The 20,999-nt window shown below is 72.1% G+C and carries 18 protein-coding genes; 7 read left to right on the top strand and 11 right to left on the bottom strand.

Translation table 11 applies throughout. The annotated features are described in order from the left end of the window. Nucleotides 1-15: 15 nt before the first annotated feature. The 4 genes from N8I84_RS34225 to N8I84_RS34210 are packed head-to-tail and all read right to left on the bottom strand — an operon-like array spanning nt 16 to nt 4,385. On the bottom strand, nt 16-795 hold the full coding sequence (locus N8I84_RS34225; RefSeq protein WP_263233353.1) for a CDP-alcohol phosphatidyltransferase family protein: 780 nt from the start codon (nt 793-795) through the stop codon (nt 16-18). Continuing rightward, nucleotides 773-1,834 carry an iron-containing alcohol dehydrogenase family protein gene (locus N8I84_RS34220; protein WP_263233352.1) on the bottom strand — a complete coding sequence of 354 codons (1,062 nt, stop codon included), beginning with the start codon at nt 1,832-1,834 and terminating at the stop codon, nt 773-775. The genes N8I84_RS34225 and N8I84_RS34220 overlap by 23 nt, the downstream gene beginning before the upstream one ends. Continuing rightward, complete coding sequence (locus N8I84_RS34215) at nt 1,822-2,574, bottom strand: phosphocholine cytidylyltransferase family protein (protein ID WP_263233351.1); 753 nt, start codon at nt 2,572-2,574, stop codon at nt 1,822-1,824. Before N8I84_RS34215 ends, N8I84_RS34220 begins: the two co-directional genes overlap by 13 nt. Then, nucleotides 2,571-4,385 carry a CDP-alcohol phosphatidyltransferase family protein gene (locus N8I84_RS34210; protein WP_263234973.1) on the bottom strand — a complete coding sequence of 605 codons (1,815 nt, stop codon included), beginning with the start codon at nt 4,383-4,385 and terminating at the stop codon, nt 2,571-2,573. Before N8I84_RS34210 ends, N8I84_RS34215 begins: the two co-directional genes overlap by 4 nt. A 291-nt stretch (nt 4,386-4,676) precedes the next feature. On the opposite strand from N8I84_RS34210, the gene galE reads away from it, so the two are divergent. Then, nucleotides 4,677-5,657, top strand: coding sequence for a UDP-glucose 4-epimerase GalE (gene galE, locus N8I84_RS34205; protein ID WP_263233350.1), 981 nt, complete (start codon nt 4,677-4,679; stop codon nt 5,655-5,657). A gap of 275 nt (nt 5,658-5,932) precedes the next feature. Next, nucleotides 5,933-6,526: an isopentenyl-diphosphate Delta-isomerase gene (idi, locus tag N8I84_RS34200; protein ID WP_263233349.1), complete on the top strand. Its 594-nt coding sequence runs from the start codon at nt 5,933-5,935 to the stop codon at nt 6,524-6,526. A gap of 81 nt (nt 6,527-6,607) precedes the next feature. Here the strand turns inward: idi and N8I84_RS34195 are convergent, their stop codons facing one another. Then, nucleotides 6,608-7,117, bottom strand: coding sequence for an ATP-binding protein (locus tag N8I84_RS34195; RefSeq protein ID WP_200420595.1), 510 nt, complete (start codon nt 7,115-7,117; stop codon nt 6,608-6,610). Nucleotides 7,118-7,348: 231 nt separating this feature from the next. Here N8I84_RS34195 and N8I84_RS34190 point away from each other — a divergent pair, with 231 nt between their 5' ends. After that, on the top strand, nt 7,349-8,098 hold the full coding sequence (locus N8I84_RS34190) for an enoyl-CoA hydratase/isomerase family protein (protein ID WP_263233348.1): 750 nt from the start codon (nt 7,349-7,351) through the stop codon (nt 8,096-8,098). On the opposite strand, the gene N8I84_RS34185 is transcribed toward N8I84_RS34190, so the two are convergent. Next, on the bottom strand, nt 8,085-8,720 hold the full coding sequence (locus N8I84_RS34185) for a DJ-1/PfpI family protein (protein WP_263233347.1): 636 nt from the start codon (nt 8,718-8,720) through the stop codon (nt 8,085-8,087). The genes N8I84_RS34190 and N8I84_RS34185 overlap by 14 nt on opposite strands. An 11-nt stretch (nt 8,721-8,731) precedes the next feature. Further along, nucleotides 8,732-9,685: a GlxA family transcriptional regulator gene (locus tag N8I84_RS34180; protein ID WP_263233346.1), complete on the bottom strand. Its 954-nt coding sequence runs from the start codon at nt 9,683-9,685 to the stop codon at nt 8,732-8,734. A gap of 113 nt (nt 9,686-9,798) precedes the next feature. On the opposite strand from N8I84_RS34180, the gene N8I84_RS34175 reads away from it, so the two are divergent. The 3 genes from N8I84_RS34175 (at nt 9,799) to N8I84_RS34165 (ending at nt 13,339) form a co-directional block, all read left to right on the top strand. Continuing rightward, on the top strand, nt 9,799-10,665 hold the full coding sequence (locus N8I84_RS34175; RefSeq protein ID WP_263233345.1) for an SCO6745 family protein: 867 nt from the start codon (nt 9,799-9,801) through the stop codon (nt 10,663-10,665). A gap of 52 nt (nt 10,666-10,717) precedes the next feature. Continuing rightward, nucleotides 10,718-10,843: an LPFR motif small protein gene (locus N8I84_RS34170; RefSeq protein WP_263233344.1), complete on the top strand. Its 126-nt coding sequence runs from the start codon at nt 10,718-10,720 to the stop codon at nt 10,841-10,843. A gap of 132 nt (nt 10,844-10,975) precedes the next feature. Further along, the gene (locus N8I84_RS34165) at nt 10,976-13,339 is read left to right on the top strand and encodes a Tex family protein (protein ID WP_263233343.1); all 2,364 of its coding nucleotides are present in this window, start codon (nt 10,976-10,978) and stop codon (nt 13,337-13,339) included. Nucleotides 13,340-13,418: 79 nt separating this feature from the next. Here the strand turns inward: N8I84_RS34165 and N8I84_RS34160 are convergent, their stop codons facing one another. The 4 genes from N8I84_RS34160 to N8I84_RS34145 form a co-directional block, all read right to left on the bottom strand. Next, entirely contained in the window at nt 13,419-14,264 is an 846-nt protein-coding gene (locus N8I84_RS34160; protein ID WP_263233342.1) for an LLM class flavin-dependent oxidoreductase, read from the bottom strand. A 169-nt stretch (nt 14,265-14,433) separates the two neighbouring features. Then, on the bottom strand, nt 14,434-16,074 hold the full coding sequence (locus N8I84_RS34155) for an ABC-F family ATP-binding cassette domain-containing protein (protein ID WP_263233341.1): 1,641 nt from the start codon (nt 16,072-16,074) through the stop codon (nt 14,434-14,436). Between the two features lie 48 nt (nt 16,075-16,122). Continuing rightward, nucleotides 16,123-17,145 (bottom strand): oxidoreductase, encoded by a 1,023-nt coding sequence (locus tag N8I84_RS34150; protein ID WP_263233340.1) that lies wholly within the window; start codon nt 17,143-17,145, stop codon nt 16,123-16,125. 129 nt (nt 17,146-17,274) lie between these two features. Further along, nucleotides 17,275-19,227 (bottom strand): Xaa-Pro dipeptidyl-peptidase, encoded by a 1,953-nt coding sequence (locus tag N8I84_RS34145; protein WP_263233339.1) that lies wholly within the window; start codon nt 19,225-19,227, stop codon nt 17,275-17,277. A gap of 220 nt (nt 19,228-19,447) precedes the next feature. Between N8I84_RS34145 and N8I84_RS34140 the strand changes: the two genes are divergently transcribed. Then, a complete protein-coding gene (locus tag N8I84_RS34140) occupies nt 19,448-20,941 on the top strand; it encodes a M1 family metallopeptidase (protein ID WP_263233338.1) in 1,494 nt (497 codons plus the stop codon). Nucleotides 20,942-20,999: the final 58 nt, after the last annotated feature.

Below are 20,999 nucleotides of genomic sequence, written 5' to 3'. Positions count from 1 at the left end.
CGCGTGCGGCGCCGCTCACTTCAGCCTGCTGGAGGCCAGGATGGACACGAGGTGGAGCACCGTCTGGAGCAGCGCGATGCCGGCCAGCACGGCCACGCCGAGCCGCTCGAAGAACAGGTCGCCCCGCACCGTGTCCACGATCGCCAGGACCAGGATCAGCAGGGACGCCTCGATGCCCAGGATCAGCCGGTGGAACTTGAGCGCGGCGGCGGCCCTGCGGGCCAGGGCCATGCCGGAGGAGCGCATCTCCGAGGCGGCCTCCTTCACCGGCGGCAGCCCGCCCTGGTGCCGGGCCACGCCGACCAGGTCGGTCTCGGCCTTGATCAGGATGGCACCGAGCGCGGCCAGCGTCCCGAGGAAGGCCCACAGCCAGTCGATACGGCCGCTGCCCCACAGGTCGGCGGCGCGCAGACCGAAGCCGACGAGCACGGCGGCATCGGTGAGGTAGGCACCGACTCGGTCCAGGTACACCCCGCCCAGCGAGTACTGCTTCTTCCAGCGCGCGATCTCCCCGTCGACGCAGTCCAGCAGCAGGTACAGCTGGACGCACACCACGCCGAGCACTGCGCCCCAGATCCCCGGCACGAGCAGTGCCGGGGCCGCGAGCACGCCGAAGACGGTCATCAGGTACGTGAGCTGGTTGGGTGTGACCCTGGTGTTGACCAGGTAGCGGTCGACCCGCAGGGACACCTCTCGCATGTAGAGGCGTCCCATCCAGTGCTCACCGCTGCGCCGGTCCTTCACCCCTGCGGGGTGCACGACGGGCCGGAGTTCAGCTACCGATGGCCTTGACATAGTCGGCGTAGGTGTCCTTGATCTGTTCGGGCTTCAGGTCGAGGTGTTCGAGGATCGTGTAGCGGCCGGGCCGGGTCTGCGGGGCGTACTCCACGACCCGGACGAACTCGTCCACCGTGAAGCCGATCTCCTGCGGCAGCACGGGCAGCCCGTGCCGGCGCAGCACCTGGGCCATGAACGCCGACTCCTCGTGCGCCCCGCGCAGGTACATCGCGAAGGCGGCACCGAGGCCGCACTGCTCGCCATGGGCGGCCGCGCGCTTGGGGAACAGCAGGTCGAAGCCGTGGTTGATCTCGTGGCAGGCCCCGGAGGAGGGGCGGGAGTCGCCCGACACGGACATGGCGATGCCGCTGAGGACCAGCGCCTCGGCGAGGATCTGGAGGAAGTCGTTGTCGCCGATCCCTCCGGGGTGGCGCAGCACGGCCTCGCCGGCCTGCCGGGCCATGGCCGCGGCGAGGCCGTCGATCTTCTCGCCGTTGACACGGTTGGCCAGCTCCCAGTCCGCGACCGCGGAGATGTTGGAGATGGCGTCGCCGATACCGGAGCGCACGAAACGGACGGGTGCCTCGCGGATCACGTTGAGGTCGATGACGACCGCGATCGGGTTCGGCACTCCGTACGAGCCGCGGCCCGCGTCGTTGTCGAGGGTGGCGACCGGGGAGCACAGGCCGTCGTGCGCGAGGTTCGTGGGCACGGCGACCAGGGGCAGGCCGACGCGCGCCGCGGCGAACTTGGCGCAGTCGATGATCTTGCCTCCGCCCAGCCCCACGAGCGCGTCGTAGTGGCCGGACTTCATCTCACCGGCCAGCCGGACCGCGTCGTCGAGGGTGCCGCCGCCGACCTCGTACCAGGTGGCACCGGGCAGGCTGGGGGAGAGCCGCTCCCGCAGCCGGGCGCCGGAGCCGTCGCTGACCGCGACGGCGAGCTTGCCCGAGTGGGAGATGCGCTCGTCCGCGAGCACGCCCGCCAGGTCGTCGAGGGCACCCGCACGGATGTCCACGACGACCGGCGAGGGGATGAGCCTCGTCAGTACCGGCACGCGATCTCCCGCCCCCGGGCCAGGTCGTCGTGGTTGTCGATCTCGACCCACGGGACGTCGCCGATCGGCGCCACGTCGATCTTGAAGCCGCGGTTGACGAGCTCCTGGTAGCCGTCCTCGTAGTACAGCTGCGGGTCGCGCTCGAAGGTGGCCTTGAGGGCGTCGGCCAGCTCCTCGGCGGCCTCGCCCTCGATGAGGGTGACGCCGATGTACTCGCCGGTCGCCTCGGCCGGGTCCATCAGCTTGGTGATCTTCTGGACGCCCTTGGCGGGGTCGACGACGACCTTCATCTCCTCGTCGGCGAGCTTCTTGACCGTGTCGAGGGCGAGGATGATCTTCTTGCCGTCGCCGCGGGCGGCGAGCAGGGTCTTCTCGACCGAGACCGGGTGGACGGTGTCGCCGTTGGCGAGGATCACGCCGTCCTTGAGGGCGTCACGGCCGCACCACAGGGAGTAGGCGTTGTTCCACTCCTCGGCCTTGTCGTTGTCGATCAGGGTGAGCTTCAGGCCGTACTTCTGCTCGAGGGCCGCCTTGCGCTCGTACACGGCCTCCTTGCGGTAGCCGACGATGACGCCGACCTCGGTCAGGCCCACCTCGGCGAAGTTGCCGAGCGTGAGGTCGAGGACCGTGAGGCTGTCCTCCGCGCCCTCGGGCCCCACCGGCACCAGAGCCTTGGGCAGGGTGTCGGTGTAGGGGCGCAGGCGCCGTCCGGCGCCGGCCGCCAGCACGAGGCCGATCATGCGGGTTCTCCTTCATCGTGTACGGCGGGTGCGCCGCCCTTGTGTGCGGCCACCCAGAAGCGGATGCTCTCGACGAGCACCACGAGCGCCACGTACCCGGCGAGGGCCGTGAGGGCGACCTTGAACTGTGCCGCGGTGAGAGTTGCGGCGAGAACCGTGACGAGCAGCGTCCGGCCCTCGTGCCCCCCGATCGCGCGCACCAGCCAGTGCGGCGGCGCGCCGGCGTCGCCGCGGATGCGGTACACCGTGTCGTAGTGATGGTAGGCGACGGCCGCCACCAGGCCGAAAGCCGCCGGCAGCACTCCGTTCACCCCGGACTTCGCGGCGAGTACGAGGACCGTGCCGTATTCGGCGGCCCGGAAGAGCGGGGGGACCAGCCAGTCCAGGGGGCCCTTGAGGGGGCGGGCCAGGGCCAGGGCCAGGGGCGACTGAAGCACGTAGAAGACGGCGCCCAGGACGGGCCACCAGCTGCCGTATCCGGCGAGCGAGGCCGCGAGCACGACGACGGCGCCGCCGACCAGGGCGGTGCAGGCGGGTGCCCGCAAGGACACCCGACGCGCGACGCGCGTCAGCAGCTCGGCGAGCGGCCCGCTGTCCGCGAGGTCCGCCAGCGCCCGAGCCGCCCGGTCGGTGCGGCGCGCCTTGCGCGTCACCGACCGGAGCACCCGGCCCGCCGTGGTGTACGTCGCCGCGAAGGCGCAGCCGATGAGCAGCACCACGAAGGTGACACGGGGAGTGGCGGCGGCCGTCAGGACGGCTATCAGCGCCCAGCGCTCCCCGATCGGCAGAACGATCATCCGGCGCACCCACACCGTCCAGCCGACGCTGTCCAGGCGGTCGGAGAGGGCCGCGGTGGGGCTGGTGTTCGCGGTCGCGTCGTGGTTGGCCTCGTTGAACGCGAAGTCGACCACGTGCCGACATGTCTGCAGGACCATCGCGCCGAGCGCGAGCGCCCACACGTCGTCGCCGCCGCGGGCGGCGCCGAGGGCGAGGCCCGCGTAGTAGGCGTACTCCTTGACCCGGTCGAACGTGGCGTCCAGCCAGGCGCCGAGCGTGGAGTACTGCAAGGAGTACCGGGCGAGCTGGCCGTCGGTGCAGTCCAGGACGAAGGACAGGATCAGCAGGACGCCGGCCGCGACGAAACCGCCGCGGGTGCCGGTGGCCGCGGCGGCCGCCGCGATGAGGGCGGTGACCAGCGAGGCGGTGGTGACCTGGTTGGGGGTCAGCCCGCGGCGGGCGCACCAGCGCGCGATGTAGCGCGAGTACGGGCTGATGAAGTGGGTGGTGAAGAAGCCGTCGCGGGCCTTGACGGCGCTGCGCAGCCGGACGGCCTCGTCGTCGACGGCGGCGACCGCCTGCCGGGCCTCGTTGCGGGACTGCGGGTCGGTGGGGACGGCGGCGACCAGGGTGCCGAGTTCGGGGCGGTGGACCGGGATGCCGTCGGCGTCGAGGGCGGCGGTGATGCGCTCGGCGAGGTTGTCGGTGACCACGGCCGCACCGCCGGCCGTGGCGGAGTTCTCGCGGGCCAGAGCACGGGTCAGGGCCGGGCGGGCGGCGGGCTGGGCGGTGACGGCACCGGGCACGGCGGCGGCCGGGAAGCGGGGATCGGTCAGACCGAGGCGCAGGGCGTGCAGATGCCCCACGAAGCGGGCGTCGACGATCGCGACCCGCTGGCCCGCCGGCACGGCGGCGAGGAGGGCCTCGGCGTCACCGGTGCCGGTGGCGACCCGCACGTCGAAGCCGAGGGACCGCAGATCGCCCTCGAGCGACGATCCGGGGACCGGCTGTCCGGTGAGGATGGCGGTCGACAGACGAACTCACTCCCTGAAGGCCGACGCGCGTACGGGCGCCGGTCATGTGTGCGATGCGGTACGCCCGGGCAGGGGCCGGGCGGCGTGTCGGCAGAGGCTATCGGATGCCTGGAAGCCCAGGTTCACCGGGCGTTCACGGGCTGATCAACCCGGCCTGTGCGGCCACCGCCGCGATCATCATCGGGGATGGGACGGGCAGGCCACAAACCGCGGGTGCGGATCCACCCATTCCCGACAGCTGGGCGGGCGGGGCCGGACGGCGTTCGCCGGACGGGCATAGGGTGAGGCTCCATGACATGGCTGATCACCGGCGGAGCCGGGTACATCGGAGCCCATGTGGCGCGGGCGATGGTCGCCGAGGGTGAGCGCGTCCTGGTCCTGGACGACCTCTCGGCCGGCGTTCGCTCCCGGCTTCCGGAGGGCGTTCCACTGGTGCGGGGCTCCGCGCTGGACGGCGAGCTGCTCAAGAGTGTCCTGGCCGAGCACGAGGTGACCGGTGTGGTGCACCTCGCGGCGCGCAAGCAGGTCGGCGAGTCCGTGGAGCGGCCGACGCACTACTACCGGGAGAACCTGGGCGGTCTCGCCACGCTGCTGGACGCGGTCGCGGAGGCCGGGATCAGGCGGTTTCTGTTCTCGTCGTCCGCGGCCGTGTACGGCGACCCGGATGTGGACCTCATCACGGAGGACACCCCCTGCACCCCGATGAGCCCGTACGGCGAGACGAAGCTCGCGGGCGAGTGGCTGGTGCGGGCGGCGGGCCGGGCGCACGGCATGGCGACGGTGTGTCTGCGCTACTTCAACGTGGCGGGCGCGGCGGCGCCGGAGCTGGCCGACACGGGCGTGTTCAACGTCGTGCCCATGGTCTTCGACCGGCTGACCCGCGGCGAGGCCCCGCGGATCTTCGGCGACGACTATCCGACACCGGACGGCACCTGTGTCCGCGACTACATCCACGTCGCCGACCTCGCCGAGGCGCACCTCGCTGCGGCCCGGCGGCTGGCCGGGGGCGCGACGGGCGACCTGACGGTCAACGTCGGCCGTGGCGAGGGCGTCTCGGTACGGGAGCTCGTCACGCTCATCGGCGAGGTGACCGGTGACGGCACGCCCGCGGTCGTCGAGCCGCGCCGCCCCGGGGACGCGCCCCGCGCGGTCGCGTCGTCCGCGCTCGCCGAGCGGGAGCTGGGCTGGAGGGCCCAGCGCGGGGTGCGCGACATGGTGGAGTCGGCCTGGCAGGGGTGGCTGCTGCACCACCCGGAGGCACGTCACGACTGAGCGGGACGCGAGCCCCTCGGCGGGGGTACGCGGGGCTGCGCCACGGGTGCGCGGCGCGTGCGCCGGCGCGGGTTGCCGTGGGCGCGCTCCCGCGTGGTTCCCCGTCGGTGGCGACGGGCACGATCAGGTATCCGACCGCTCTTGGCGCCCTCTCCGCGTGGTCCCGGACCGCTTTCGATACGTCCGTGCCGGGACATGCGGGGAGGAGCGAAGTGCCGGGAGTGCCGGATTCGTACGGCAGACTTGAGGCTGGACAACCGATGCGAAGGATGGGTATGCCGATCACACCTGCCACCGCGACGCACCGTTCGCCGAACGGCACCGCCGAAGCCGTCATGCTGGAGCTGGTCGACGAGAACGGCACCACGATCGGCACCGCCGAGAAGCTCGCCGCCCATCAGCCGCCGGGCCGGCTGCACCGGGCGTTCTCGGTGTTCCTCTTCGACGAGCGGGGCCGGCTGCTGCTCCAGCAGCGGGCGCTGGGCAAGTACCACTCCCCCGGCGTCTGGTCGAACACCTGCTGCGGCCACCCCTACCCGGGTGAGGCGCCGTTCGCGGCGGCGGCCCGGCGGACGTACGAGGAGCTGGGCGTCTCCCCGTCGCTGCTCGCCGAGGCGGGCACGGTCCGCTACAACCATCCGGATCCGGACTCGGGCCTGGTGGAGCAGGAGTACAACCACCTCTTCGTCGGCCTGGTGCAGTCCCCCCTGCACCCGGACCCGGAGGAGGTCGGGGCGACGGCGTTCGTGACCACGGAGGAGCTGGCCCAGCGGCACGCCGAGGACAGGTTCTCGTCGTGGTTCATGACGGTCCTGGACGCGGCGCGGCCCGCGATCAGGGAGCTGACCGGGCCCTCCGCGGGCTGGTGAAGCGGGGGTCCGTCCGGCCCGCCCGGACGGACCCGCACGGTCCGCGGATGCCGGACCGGCTCGGTGGACGTCCCTGCCGGCTCAGAAGACGCCCGTGGGCTTGAGCGGAAGCGCGGCCCAGATCACCTTGCCGCCGCCGGCCGTGTGCTCGACGTCGCACACCCCGCCGGCCTCCCTCGTCACCTCCCGCACCAGGAGCAGTCCCCGACCCCCGGTGCGGCCGTGGTCCGCCTCCAGCGCGCTCGGGCGGTAGGGGTGGTCGTCCTCCACCGCCACCCGCACCCACTCGGGGCCGACGGCGACCTCCACGGCGAGCATCGGCGACAGCAGCGCCGCGTGCCGGACCGCGTTGGTGACCAGCTCGGAGACGATCAGCAACAGCGCCTGCACGGTGTCGTCAGAGACCGGCACGCCCTGGCGGACGAGCAGGTCCCGCACCGCGTGCCGCGCCTGCGGCACCGAGGCGTCCACGGCGGCGGCGGTGAACCGCCACACCCCCTCGTACGGCAGCGGTCCCGTCGGCCTCACGCCTTCCGGCGCCCTTCCGCCGCCTTCAGGGCGTGGGCCGGACCCTCGCCCTTCGTTCTCCATCGTCCGGTCGCCACCCTTGCGCTCGATTGTCACCACACCTCGAGTGTTGGGAATGCGCTGGTCCGTCCCAAAAGACTGAACACAAGTCAGCAAGTATCGACGACATCTGACCATTGGCGTATGACACGGTCAGTTGTGTGACCGCTCCTGCTCCCTGCCGCGCCACCTTGCGAACTCTTCGGGTTGTACGCGTTCGTCGAGCCTTCGACGGCTGCGGATAGCATCCGGCGTATGGAGCCCCAGCTGCTGCACCGCGTCGCCGACGGGGTCGCGACCGTCGTCATCCACCATCCGGCCAAGCGGAACGCCATGACGGCCGCCATGTGGGAGACGCTGCCGCCGCTGCTCGACGCCCTGGCCGCCGACCCCACGGTCCGGGTACTGGTGCTGACCGGGGAGGGCGGAACGTTCTGCGCGGGCGCCGACATCTCCACGCTCCAGGACTCCCCCGAGGAGGCGCAGCGCCTGGCCGTGCTCGCGGAGGAGGCGCTGGCCGCCTTCCCCAAGCCGACGCTGGCCGCGGTGCGTGGGCACTGTGTGGGCGGCGGCGCCCAGCTTGCGGCCGCCTGCGATCTGCGGTTCGCCGAGGAAGGTGCGCTGTTCGGGGTGACGCCCGCGAAGCTCGGGATCGTCTACCCGGCCTCCGCCACCCGCCGACTGGCCGCGCTGGTCGGCCCGGCGAACACCAAGTACCTGCTGTTCTCCGGCGAGTTGATCGACGCCGGGCGCGCGCTGCGCACCGGTCTCGTCGACGAGCTGCTGCCCGAGGGCGAACTGGACAAGCGGGTCACCGAGTTCACCAGCGTCCTGGCCGCCCGCTCGCAGCTGACGCAGGCCGCGGCCAAGGAGTTCGCGAACGGCCGCACGCACCGCGAGGCGTACTGGATGGAGCAGGCGCGCGGCAGCGGCGACACCGCGGAGGGCGTCGCCGCGTTCCTTGAGCGCCGCGCGCCGCGCTTCACCTGGACTACGTCAGGCTGAACCGGCTGGAGGCGCGGAACTCCTCGACGAGATGCGCGGGCGCCTTCTCGGGCGACCCGGCGTCGTAGGGCGGCTGCGGGTCGTACTCGGTCAGCAACTGCACGGCCTGGGCGTGCTCGTCGCCGCCGATCCTGCCGACCAGGGTGAGCGCCATGTCGATGCCTGAGGAGACCCCGGCGGCGGTGACGTACTTGCCGTCGAAGACCACTCGCTGCCCGGTCGGCTCGGCGCCGTACCGGCGCAACAGGTCCCGCGCGATCCAGTGACTGGTCGCCCGCCGTCCGCGCAGCAGGCCGGCGGCCGCCAGCAGCAGCGACCCGGAACAGACGGAGGTCGTCCAGGCGCTGGTCGCGTCGGCCGCGCGCAGCCACTCAGCCAGGGCCTCGTTCTCCAGCTGCGCGAGCGTGCCGGGGCCGCCCGCCACCACGACGATGTCGGGGCGGGGCACCTCCCGCAGGGCCTTGTCGGCGGTGAGGGCGAGGAATCCCGTGTCGGTGCGGACGGCGCCCGGCCGCTCGGCGACGAAGTCGACGCGGGCGTCCGGCAGACGGCTGAGGATCTCGTAGGGCCCGACGACGTCGAGGGCGGTGAAGCGGTCGTAGACGACCATGGCGATCTGCATGAAGGTCCCTTTCAGGGGGTGGTGGCGGGGCGGAACCGGCGGCGGTACTCCGCCGGGGAGGCCCCGAGGGCCTTGACGAAGGCACGCCGCATGGCCTCCGGGGTGCCGTAGCCGCTGGCGCGGGCGATCTCCTCCACGCCGTCGCCGGTGTCCTCCAGCAGACGGCGGGCGTGTTCGAGGCGGACGCGGTCGACATAGCGGCCCGGGGGCATCCCTGTCTCGGCCTGGAAGGCGCGGGCGAAGTGACGGGGCGACAGCCGGGCCCGGGCGGCGAGCGCCTCCACGGTGAGGTCGTCGTCCGGGTGCTCGCTGATCCACTGCTGGACCTCGCGCAAGGGCTCGCGCCGCGCGGTCTGGGCGGCGAGCTGAGCGCTGAACTGGGCCTGGTTGCCGGGGCGGCGCAGGAAGACGACCAGGTGGCGGGCTATGGTCAGGGCGGTGTCACGACCCAGGTCCTCCTCGACGAGGGCCAGGGCGAGGTCGATGCCGGAGGTGACGCCGGCGGAGGTGGCGACGTGTCCGTCGCGTACGTAGATGGGGTCGGGGTCGACCTCGATCTCCGGATGGTGGCGGGCCAGCGTGTCGCAGTACGCCCAGTGGGTCGTGGCCCGGCGCCCGTCGAGGAGGCCCGCGCGGGCCAGCAGGACGGCGCCGGTGCAGACGGAGACCAGACGGTCGGCGCGGGGACCGTGTTCCCGCAGCCAGTCGAGCAGGCGCTCATCGGGGTGCCGGCTGCCCTGACCGCCGGGAACGATCAGGGTGTGCGGGGCGGGCGCGTCGCAGAGGGCGTGGTCGGCCGCCAGCGTGAGGCCGCTGGAGGTGCGGACAGGGCCGCCGTCCAGGGAGGCGGTGACGAGGCGGTAGGACCCGGGGCGGCGCAGCTCGGCGCCCGCGAAGACCTCCACCGGGCCGGTGACGTCAAGACTCTGAACGCCGTCGAAGAGGACGACCAGGAGGGTGCGCATGCCGTCGATTCTTGGCGGTGGGCGACATGGCTGCAACGACGAAGATCCCACCTTTCCTGCCATGCCGGGCCGTGCGCTTTTCGACGTACCGACCAGTCGGTAACCTGCCGGTCATGACCTCTCCCCTACCGGAGCGCGCCGCGCGGCGCTGCCACAATGTGATCAATCCGCTGCACTCGACGCACTACTTCTCGCCGGATCTGAGCCGGGAACTGACCGCCGTGGGCGTGTCCGACAGCAGAGCCGCCTACTTCGCGGTGCGGGCCGCCGCCATGGGCCCCGTGGGCGCGGGTGTGGTGACGGCCGCGTTCTTCAACTTCCACCCCGGGCTGGTGGCACGGCATGTGCCGGCCGTGTGGGAGACGGCGTCCCCCCAGGTGGTGCTCGCGGCACGCGCGCGTGCAGTCGACGCGACGCTGCGGCGGCTGCTGGGCGAGGAGACCGTCGCCGCCAAGGAGACGGCCGAGGCGGCGCAGCTCGCGCTGCGCGCGACGGAGGCGTGCACCCGGCACGCGCGCCCCCTGTATGCCGCGCACGCCGATCTGCCGGTGCCCGACGAGCCGCACCTGGCGCTCTGGCACGCTGCCACACTGCTGCGGGAGCACCGCGGCGACGGCCATCTCGCGGTGCTGCTGGCGGCGGACCTCGATCCGGTGGAGGCACTGGTGACGCACACCGCGACCGGCAAGGGCATGTCCCCCAAGTGGGCGCTCGGCACGCGCGGCTGGAGCCGGGAGGACTGGGACGCGGCGTGCGGGCGGCTGCGCGAGCGTGGACTGCTCGGTGCGGACGACGAGTTGACCGAGGCGGGCACCGCGCTGCGCGGGGAGATCGAGGCGGAGACCGACCGCCTGGACCGGGCCCCCTACGAACACCTCGGCGCCGCGGGCGTCGAACGGCTGACGGATCTCGCGGGCGCGCTGCTGACCAGGGCCCTCACGGCCGGGGCCTTCCCGGAGGGCATGATCGGCAAGGGATGAGGTACCCGGCCGTCACCCGATGGTCCACACCGGGAGACGAAAGGGGAAACTTGTGTTCCGTGCGATCGCAGACGTACTGCGCCAGATCGGCGGCGCCGTCGCGACCGTCGTGACGCTGCCGCTGCGGGCACTGGCCCGGCTGTTCGGCGGGGCTTCGGACTCCGCCCGCCGGGCCTGAACCGCCCGAGGACCCCCAGCCCACGGGGCGGCGCGGACGGCGCCGCCCCGTCCTCGTGCCCTTGCGCCCCCGTTGTCGGTGCGACCTGCCACAATTGCCGCGCAACCTCAGTGGAGAAGGCGGTACGGGATCGTGACGACACCCGGGTCCCTCGGAGCAGGGTCCATCGAAGGCAGGATCGCCGAGGAGCTCGGCGTACGGGAGCGGCAGGTGAAGGCCGCGGTCGAGCTGCTGGACGGCGGCTCGACGGTGCCCTTCATCGCCCGCTACCGCAAGGAAGCGACCGAGATGCTCGACGACGCGCAGCTGCGCACGATCGAGGAGCGGCTGCGCTATCTGCGTGAGCTCGAGGAGCGGCGCACGGCGATCCTCGAGTCGGTGCGGGAGCAGGGCAAGCTCACGGAGGAGCTCGAGGCGCGGATCCGGGGCGCGGAGACCAAGGCGCGCCTGGAGGACATCTACCTCCCCTACAAGCCAAAGCGGCGCACCAAGGCGCAGATCGCACGCGAGGCGGGGCTCGAGCCGCTGGCCGAGGGCCTGCTCGGCGACCCGACGGTGGAGCCCGTGGCCGCGGCGGCCGCGTTCGTCGACGCCGACAAGGGGGTGCCGGACCCGCAGGCCGCGCTGGAGGGCGCGCGGGCGATCCTCACCGAGCGGTTCGCGGAGGACGCGGACCTGATCGGCGAGCTGCGCGAGCGGATGTGGGTGCGCGGACGCCTGGCGTCCAAGGTACGGGAGGGCAAGGAGGAGACGGGCGCCAAGTTCGCCGACTACTTCGACTTCGCCGAGCCCTTCACCGAGCTGCCCTCGCACCGGGTCCTCGCTCTGCTGCGCGGCGAGAAGGAGGAGGTCCTCGACCTCGTCCTGGAGCCGGAGGAGCCGACGGACGGTCCGTCGTCGTACGAGGGGATCGTGGCGCACCGCTTCGGGATCGCCGACCGCGGCCGTCCTGCCGACAAGTGGCTGCTGGACACCGTCCGCTGGGCCTGGCGCACCCGCATCCTGGTGCACCTGGGCATCGACCTGCGGCTCAGGCTGCGTACGGCGGCCGAGGACGAGGCCGTCAAGGTCTTCGCTGCGAATCTGCGCGACCTGCTGCTCGCCGCCCCCGCCGGCACCCGCGCGACGCTGGGCCTGGACCCCGGTTTCCGTACGGGCGTGAAGGTGGCCGTGGTGGACGCGACCGGCAAGGTGGTCGCCACGGACGTCATCCACCCGCACGTCCCGGCCAACAAGTGGGACGAGGCGATCGCCAAGCTGGCCCGGCTGGCCAAGGAGCACGCGGTCGAGCTGATCGCGATCGGCAACGGCACGGCGTCCCGCGAGACGGACAAGCTCGCCGGTGAACTCATCTCCAAGCACCCCGAGTTGGGGCTGACGAAGGTGATGGTGTCCGAGGCCGGCGCGTCGGTGTACTCCGCCTCCGCGTTCGCCTCGCAGGAGCTGCCGGACATGGACGTGTCGCTGCGTGGCGCCGTCTCCATCGCGCGCCGTCTGCAGGACCCGCTCGCCGAACTGGTGAAGATCGACCCGAAGTCGATCGGCGTCGGCCAGTACCAGCACGACCTGTCCGAGGTGAAGCTGTCCCGCTCGCTGGACGCGGTCGTGGAGGACTGTGTGAACGGCGTGGGCGTGGACGTCAACACGGCGTCGGCTCCGCTGCTGGCCCGGGTCTCCGGCATCTCCTCCGGGCTCGCGGAGAACATCGTGGCGCACCGCGACACCAACGGCCCGTTCACGTCCCGCGCCCAGCTGAAGAACGTGGCGCGGCTCGGGCCCAAGGCGTACGAGCAGTGCGCGGGCTTCCTGCGGATCCGGGGCGGTGACGACCCGCTGGACGCCTCCAGCGTGCACCCGGAGGCGTACCCGGTGGTCCGGCGCATGGTGAAGACGACGGGCCAGGAGGTGGCGTCGCTGATCGGGAACACGGCGGTGCTGCGCTCGATGAAGGCGTCCGACTTCGTGGACGAGACGTTCGGTCTGCCGACGGTGACCGACATCCTCAAGGAGCTGGAGAAGCCGGGGCGCGACCCGCGGCCCGCGTTCAAGACGGCCAGCTTCAAGGAGGGCGTGGAGAAGATCTCCGACCTGTCGTCCGGGATGATCCTGGAGGGCGTGGTCACGAACGTCGCCGCGTTCGGCGCCTTCGTCGACGTCGGCGTCCACCAGGACGGTCTGGTGCACGTCTCCGCGATGTCGAAGACGTTCGTCAAGGACCCGCGGGACGTGGTGAAGCCGGGTGACATCGTCAAGGTGAAGGTCCTGGACGTCGACATTCCGCGCAAGCGGATCTCGCTGACGCTGCGGCTGGACGACGAGGCGGCTCCGCAGGGGCAGCCCTCCGGCGGCGCCCGGCAGCGCGGCGGGCGTCCCCCGCAGCAGCGCCAGGGCCGCCAGGGCACGGGCTCCCGCCAGGCGCCCCCGCCGGCCAACAGCGCGATGGCGGACGCACTGCGCCGGGCCGGTCTGCTCGACCAGAAGCCGGGCCGCCGCTGAGGTGCCGGGCCCGGGCCCCTGCTCCGTAGGGGAGCCCGGGCCCGGGTTCCCTCCGGCCGAGCCGTACGGGATCAGGTCGTCACAGGATGTCGGCCAGGCGGTCCACCTGGGCCGGGTCGAGGCCGTAGCAGTAGAGCATCACCTCGTCGGCACCGAGGTCGGTGAAGGCGGTGATCGCCTCCTGGATCTCCGCCGGTGTGGTGAGCATCCCGGCGACCATCCGGTCGGCCATGCCGGTGAAGGTGTAGTAGGCGTGCATGGCGGTCCGTGCGTCGTCGATCACGTCCTGCGGGCCGAGCGCCACATTGACCTGCGCGACGAGGCGGGGCTCGCCGTCGCGGCCGTACTGCTGCCAGAACCCGCGGACGGTGTCGAACAGGCCGCCCGCCCAGGAGGGCGGCGCGGCGGCCAGGAAGCCGTCGCCCCACCGCGCGACGCGTTCGAGCGCGGCCGGCTTGAACCCGCCGAAGAGGACCTCGGGGCCGCCGGGGCGAGCGGGCGTCGGCCCGATCGGGCCGACGCCCTCACCGTACGGCTCGCCGGACCACAGGCGCCGCATGACCTCCATCTGCTCGTCGAGGCGCCGACCCCGGGTACGCGGGTCGGTGCCCGTGGCCCGGTGGTCGTCGTCACGGCCGCCGATGCCCAGGCCGAGGACCAGCCGCCCACCGGTCATCCGGTCGAGGGTGGCGGCCTGCTTGGCGAGCAGGGCGGTATCCCGCAGCGGGGCGAGCAGCACCTCGGTCTGGACGCGGATGCGGGAGGTGGCGCCCGCGAGGACGGAGAGCGCGACCAGGGGTTCCGGGTTGTCGTAGACGAGCCGGTCGAGCAGGCCGAGGGTGCTGAAGGGCCCGGCGTCCGCGTGCCGCGCCCAGGTGAGCAGGGTGGTCGGGTCGCCGATGGGCAGACCGATACCGATGTTCATGCGGGAGACCTCCGACAGGAAGGGTCGACAAGGACAGCTGCCGCCCCTCCGGCACCTCGGTGAGGTGGGACGCTCCCGCTCTGCGGCGTACTTCGGGGGAACATCTCGTCGGAGTCAACTCACTCTAGGACGAGCACAGTTCGGGGAACAAGCCGATTGCCCGACGCGGTCACGGGTGTTCCGTCACCTTGCCGTCCGCCACCTCCAGGCGGCGTGTCACCCGTACCGCGTCCAGCATCCGGCGGTCGTGGGTGACGAGGAGCAGAGTGCCCTCGTAGGAGTCCAGGGCCGACTCCAGCTGTTCGATCGCCGGCAGGTCCAGGTGGTTCGTCGGCTCGTCCAGGACCAGCAGATTGACCCCCCGGCCCTGGAGCAGCGCCAGCGCGGCACGGGTGCGTTCGCCCGGGGAGAGGGTCGCTGCCGGGCGCAGGATGTGGTCCGTCTTCAGGCCGAACTTGGCGAGCAGGGTGCGGACCTCGACCGGCTCGGTGTCGGGGACCGCGGCGCGGAACGCGTCCAGCAGGGATTCCGGGCCGTGGAACAGCTTGCGGGCCTGGTCGACCTCGCCGACCAGGACGCCCGAGCCGAGGGAGGCGTGGCCCGCGTCCAGCGGGACACGGCCGAGGAGCGCGCCGAGCAGGGTGGACTTGCCCGCGCCGTTCGCGCCCGTCACCGCCACCCGGTCCGCCCAGTCGATCTGGAGGGACACCGGGCCGAAGGTGAAGTCGCCGCGCCGCACCTCCGCGTCCCGCAGCGTGGCGACGACCGCGCCCGAGCGGGGGGCCGACGCGATCTCCATGCGCAGCTCCCACTCCTTGCGGGGCTCCTCGACGGCCTCCAGGCGCTCGATCATGCGCTGGGTCTGCCGGGCCTTCGCGGCCTGCTTCTCGCTGGCCTCGCTGCGGAACTTGCGGCCGATCTTGTCGTTGTCGCTCGCCTTGCGGCGTGCGTTCTTGACGCCCTTGTCCATCCAGGCGCGCTGCATCTGGGCACGGTCCTGGAGGGCGGACTTCTTGTCGGCGTACTCCTCGTACTCCTCGCGGGCGTGCCGGCGGGCCCGCTCACGCTCCTCGAGATAGGCCTCGTATCCGCCGCCGTAGAGGTTGATCTGCCGCTGCGCGAGGTCGAGTTCGAGAACCTTGGTGACCGTGCGGGTGAGGAACTCCCGGTCGTGGCTGACGACCACCGTCCCGGCGCGGAGCCCGCTGACAAAGCGCTCCAGCCGCTCCAGGCCGTCCAGGTCGAGGTCGTTGGTGGGCTCGTCGAGCAGGAAGACGTCGTAGCGGGACAGCAGCAGGGAGGCGAGGCCTGCGCGGGCCGCCTGCCCGCCGGACAGGGACGTCATCGGCTGGTCCAGGCCGACGCCCAGGCCCAGGGAGTCGGCGACCTCCTCGGCGCGTTCGTCGAGGTCCGCGCCGCCGAGGGCGAGCCAGCGCTCCAGGCTCGCCGCGTACGCGTCGTCCGCGCCGGGCGCCCCGTCGACGAGCCCCTGCGTGGCCTCGTCCATCGCCCGCTGCGCGTCGGCGACGCCTGTGCGGCGGGCCAGGAACTCCCGTACGGTCTCCCCCGGCCGGCGCTCCGGCTCCTGCGGCAGGTGCCCGACCGTGGCGGTGGGCGGGGACAGCCGCAGCTCGCCCTGCTCGGGGGTGTGCAGCCCGGCGAGCATGCGCAGCAGGGTGGACTTGCCCGCGCCGTTGGCACCGACGAGCCCGATCACATCACCGGGCGCGACGACGAGGTCGAGCCCGGTGAAGAGCGAGCGGTCGCCGTGCCCGGCGGCGAGGTTCTTGGCGACGAGGGTGGCAGTCATCAGACCGCCGATCCTAACGGCCGCCCGGTGCCGCGCGCGCCCGGATTCTCACCGCGTCACGGCCTCCACCAGGACACTTCCCGAGGTCCGCGCCACGAGGAACGCCTCGCCCTTCACCGCCTTGGAGTCAAGGGCGATACGGTGACGGCCCGGCTCCAGGACGCCGTCGAAGACCTCGCTGGTGTGGGTGCGGTAGAGGCGGTCGAGGCGGTGGGCGGTGAGGCGGACACGGCAGCGGGAGGTGACCTCTACGTACGCCGCGCCGTCGGTGGCAGCCAGTCCCGTCAGGCGGCGCTGCTGGGCCGGGGCGCGGTCCAGCGCCTGCTCGATCTGGGCGACGAGCAGCGGGACGATCGGGGCGAGTCCGTCGACGTGGGCGACATCGAGCCCGGCGTCCTCGAAGGACCGGCGTACGGCGGCCCGTTCCTCCTCCGTGACCGCCCGTCCGAAGGCGACGGCACCGTACTGGCGCAGTTCCTCGGTGGGGACGCCGGTCGCGTCGCGGGTGATGTCGGCGCCGATGCCGATGGTGCGCAGGGCGGCGGCGAGCTTGGCGAGCACGGCGACACGGGCGCCGATCAGCAGCACGCGGCGCCGGGACGCGGGGGCGCCGCCGTCCAGCAGCGCGCCCAACGCGGCACGGTACTCGGCTCCGTGGAAGCGGAAGGGGCCGATGCCGTGGTAACCGTTGAGTTCGAGATCGGCGGTGTCGTCGGTCTGCCAGGCGAAGTCCCGCCAGACGTAGTCGTCGCCGTCGCGTGCGATGACCGCGGTGACCGCTCCGCACGCCAGGTCCTCGCACTCGGGGCAGCCGTACAGGACGTACCGGCCGCCCGGCAGCGGCGCACCGGTCTCCAGCAGCAGCCCGCGCACCTGCGCGGTGAAGATCGCAGGCGGTATGTCGGAGGCCAGCGGGGAGACGGCGTCGAGGTCGGAGAGCCGGTGCAGCAGCGGGCGTCCGTCGACGACGAAGTCCACGAAATCCCGGTGCGCTTCGTAGTCGCCACCGGTGAGCACGGCACCGGCCCGCATGGCCGGTGCCAGGCCGAAGGTCGCGTATTCGGCAGGCATGCCGTGAGTATCCCCACGCGGGGGGTGATGTGAGCACGGCAGAACGGATTCGATCGGCCTACCGCGCCGGCAGGGGCGGCCGGGCCGTGGACCCGGCCGCCCGAGGCTGTGTCGGATGCCGTGCCGCCGTCAGCGGCCGTCGGGGACGCGGTGGTCCCTGTGCGGGCTCCGCAGGCCGTACGGCGTGGTGGGCGCAGCAGTTGCCGACGTCGCCCCGGAGGTGGCGCCCGCGAACGCCGCGGCCCCTCCGACGAGCGGCACCCGGGCCGCCGTGCGGGACAGGTCCACGGTCAGGGTGGGCGTGGTGGACGGAGGGTCGATGAGGTCCTTGTCGGTGCCGGCGACGATCAGGGCCAACCGGTGGCCCTTCGGGACGACGTGGTCGGTCGCGGCCAGGTCGAGCGTGACGGTGTAGGGCCTGCCCGGGGTCAGCGGGACGCCCTTCGCGTCCGAGGCGTAGTGGCCGAGGTCGGCCCAGCCGCGGCTGAACACCGTGGAGGTGACGTCCGCCTTCTTGGCCTGGGTGACCTTGAAGCAGGCGCTGTCGCCGGCCGTGCTCGCGCCCCAGCAGGTGCGGTCGGTGAGCGTGGTGATGCCCTCCTGGGAGTCGGCGTAGTCGCGGATCGTGTCGGCGCCGAGGTCGACGAGCACGGCGGACAGGTGGGCGGAGGAGGTGGTGGGCGTGACGGTGACGGTCACCGTGGAGGAGCCGGAGATCCGCAGGTCCCTCGACAGCGTCGGGGTGACGAACCCGGCCTTGTCGGGGGTGGACCGGTCGATGTGCGCGGCCCAGTCGGTCTCGCTGAGCTGCGGGTCGTCGGTGAAGGTCTCGGTGCCGGTGCCGGAGCGCAGTCCGAGGGTGCCGACGCCGGCCCGGTCGCCGTGGCCGGGACGCAGCGTGGTCGTGGCCGTGTCGCGGGGCGGCCAGACGGTGGAGGTGACCCACTGGTCGGGGTGACGTTCGATGTCGGCCACGGGCTCGCGGTCGATGCCGTTGTCGTATCCGAGGAGTTCGTGGTCGAACCAGCGGTGCAGGGTGTCCACCCATGGGGCGCGCCGGTAGTCGAAGGGGTCGACGTGCCCGGTCTGCGAGAGCCAGATCTTGCGCTTGACGCCGTGCTGGGCGAGGGCGTTCCACCACTGGCCGAGGTGCTTGGTGCGCACGTTGAGGTCCTGCATGCCGTGCACGAGGAAGACGCTCGCGCGGACCTTGCCCGCGTCCTTCACGTAGTCGCGTTCGGTCCACAGCGGTGTCCAGTCACCGGTGCGCGGCGCGCCGTCGACGAGTCTGTGCTGCACGGCGGCGCACTTGGCGCGGGCGTCGGGGCTCTCGACGTAGTCGGACAGCCAGTTGGGGCCGGAGTCGTACAGGGGTGCGCCCTTGGCGAAGTAGTAGTCGTACCAGGAGGAGATGGCGCTGATGGGCACGATGGTCTTCAGGCCCTTGACGCCGGTGGCGGCGACTCCGTTGGCGATGGTGCCGTCCCAGCTCTTGCCGATCATGCCGGTGGCGCCGTTGGTCCAGGACGCCTTGGCGGGCGTGGTGCCGGTACGGGTGGTGTAGGCCTTGGCGCGGCCGTTCAGCCAGTCGATCACGGCCTTGGCGGACTGGATGTCGGAGCGGCCGCCCACGTCCACGCAGCCGTCGGAGCGATCGGTTCCGGCCAGGTCGACGCCGACGAAGGCGTACCCGCGCGGTACGAAGTAGTTGTCGTAGAAGAGCGGCATCTGGACGACGTGGCCGCTCGCGTCGTAGGTCTTCTTCTGACTCTCGTTGCCGCGCCCGCAGCAGGAGTAGTAGGGGCTGGCGTCCATGATGACGGGCACCTTGCGGCCCTTGGCCGCGGGTTCACGGGGCCGGACGACGTCGGCGGCGACACGGTCGGACTTTCCGTCGCCGTCGCCGTCCAGGCCGGTGTCCACCCAGACCGACTCACGGATGGCGTTGTCGTACGAGTAGACGGGCCAGCTCTCCCGGGGCGCGCTGTGGGCGGCCGACGGGATGAGGAGGACCGCCAGGAGCGCGGCGGTGGCCGCAGCCGCGAGCGGTCTGAAGGCTCTGAGGGGGGTGCTGATCCGCATGCGCGGGACGGTACCGGGATCAACTCCTGTGCAGAAGAGGGCATCTGAGGGACTGTCCGGTTCGGGTTCCGGCGTGGCCGGTGGGGCCGGATGGACGGGTGGCTCATGTCGGCCGGATGGCGATCGTGTGACAGAGGGTGCCATGGACATGCCGGGCAACGCCGGGTCTGAATAGGCTCCGGACACAACAGACCTCGTGCCCCTACGACTTGGAGTTCTCGTGCACCGCAGACTCATCGCCCCGGGCGCACTCGCGGCGGCTTCCCTGTTGCTGGCGATCCCGGCATCGGCGGCCACCTACCAGCCCGGTGCCCCGGGTATCGGCGATCCCTACTACCCGTACTACGGCAACGGCGGATACGACGTCTCCCACTACGACCTGCGGCTGACGTACCAGCCGAAGACGGACGAGCTGCAGGGCACGGCGACGATCCTGGCGCGGACGACACAGGACCTGTCGCGGTTCGACCTGGACTTCCTGCTGGATGTGAGCGAGGTGCGGGTGAACGGGGCGAAGGCGTCCTTCACCGCCTCGGGCCAGCACGAGCTGGTGGTCACACCCGCGAACCCGCTGGCGAAGGGCACGCCGATCACCGTCGTGGTCCGCTACAGCGGCGTGCCGTCCACCAAGAGCGCCTACGGCTTCACCACCTGGCACCGGACCCCGGACGGCGCGGTCGCCGCGGACGAGCCCGAGTCGGCGTGGTGGTGGTTCCCGAGCAACGACCACCCGAGCGACAAGGCGACGTACGACGTGTCGGTGGCGGTGCCGGACGGCACGCAGGCGATATCCAACGGCACGCTGCAGTCGACGAGTTCCAAGCTGGGCTGGACCCGCTACAACTGGCGGGAGAACAAGCCTCAGGCGACCTATCTCGCCACCCTCGCGATCGGCAGGTTCGACATCACGACGAGCGCCTCGGACGGCGGGGTCCCGGTCGTCAACGCCTACAGCAAGGACCTGGGCGACAACGACGGGGCCGCGCGGGCGAGCGTGGAGCGGACCGGGGAGATCGTCGACTGGCTCAGCGGCTACTTCGGGCCGTATCCGTTCAGCTCGGCGGGCGGCTATGTGCCGAACACGACCACCGGGTACGCACTGGAGACGCAGACCCGGGTGTACTACAGCCCCAAGCAGTTCGCGAACGGCTCCAACACGTCCGTCGTGGTGCACGAGCTGGCGCACCAGTGGTACGGCGACGACGTGTCGCTGAAGGGCTGGAAGGACATCTGGATCAACGAGGGCTTCGCGCGGTACGCGCAGTGGCTCTGGTCGGAGCACGAGGGCGAGGGCACGACGCAGGAGCTGGCGGACTACGTGTACGCCGCGCACCCGGCCGACGACGCCTTCTGGACGGTGAAGCCGGGTGACCCGGGGCCGGACAGCCAGTTCGACATCGCGGTCTACGACCGGGGTGCGCTGGCCGTCCAGGCGCTGCGGAACGAGATCGGGGACGACGCATTCTTCGCCGTCCTGAAGGGCTGGCCGAAGGAGCACGCGTACGGCAACGCCTCGGTCGCCGACTTCCAGGCGTACGCGGAGAAGGTGTCCGGGAAGCCGCTGGGGGCTCTTTTCGACACCTGGCTGTTCCAGCCCTCGAAGCCGGCGGCACCGGCGGCACGCGCCGCGTCCGTCGCACCGGCTTCGGCTGCCGTGACGCAGCCGAGGTCCTGGAAGAAGATCGAGGCGACGAACACCGCTCACTCCGGCTGATCGGCGCCACTCCACGCGCGGCCCGAGGCCGGCTCCGGGACGTACCCGCGTAGTCGGC

It is taken from the genome of Streptomyces cynarae (genome assembly GCF_025642135.1).
Classification (GTDB): Bacteria; Actinomycetota; Actinomycetes; order Streptomycetales; family Streptomycetaceae; genus Streptomyces; species Streptomyces cynarae.
This window is presented reverse-complemented; position numbering and strand designations above follow the sequence as displayed.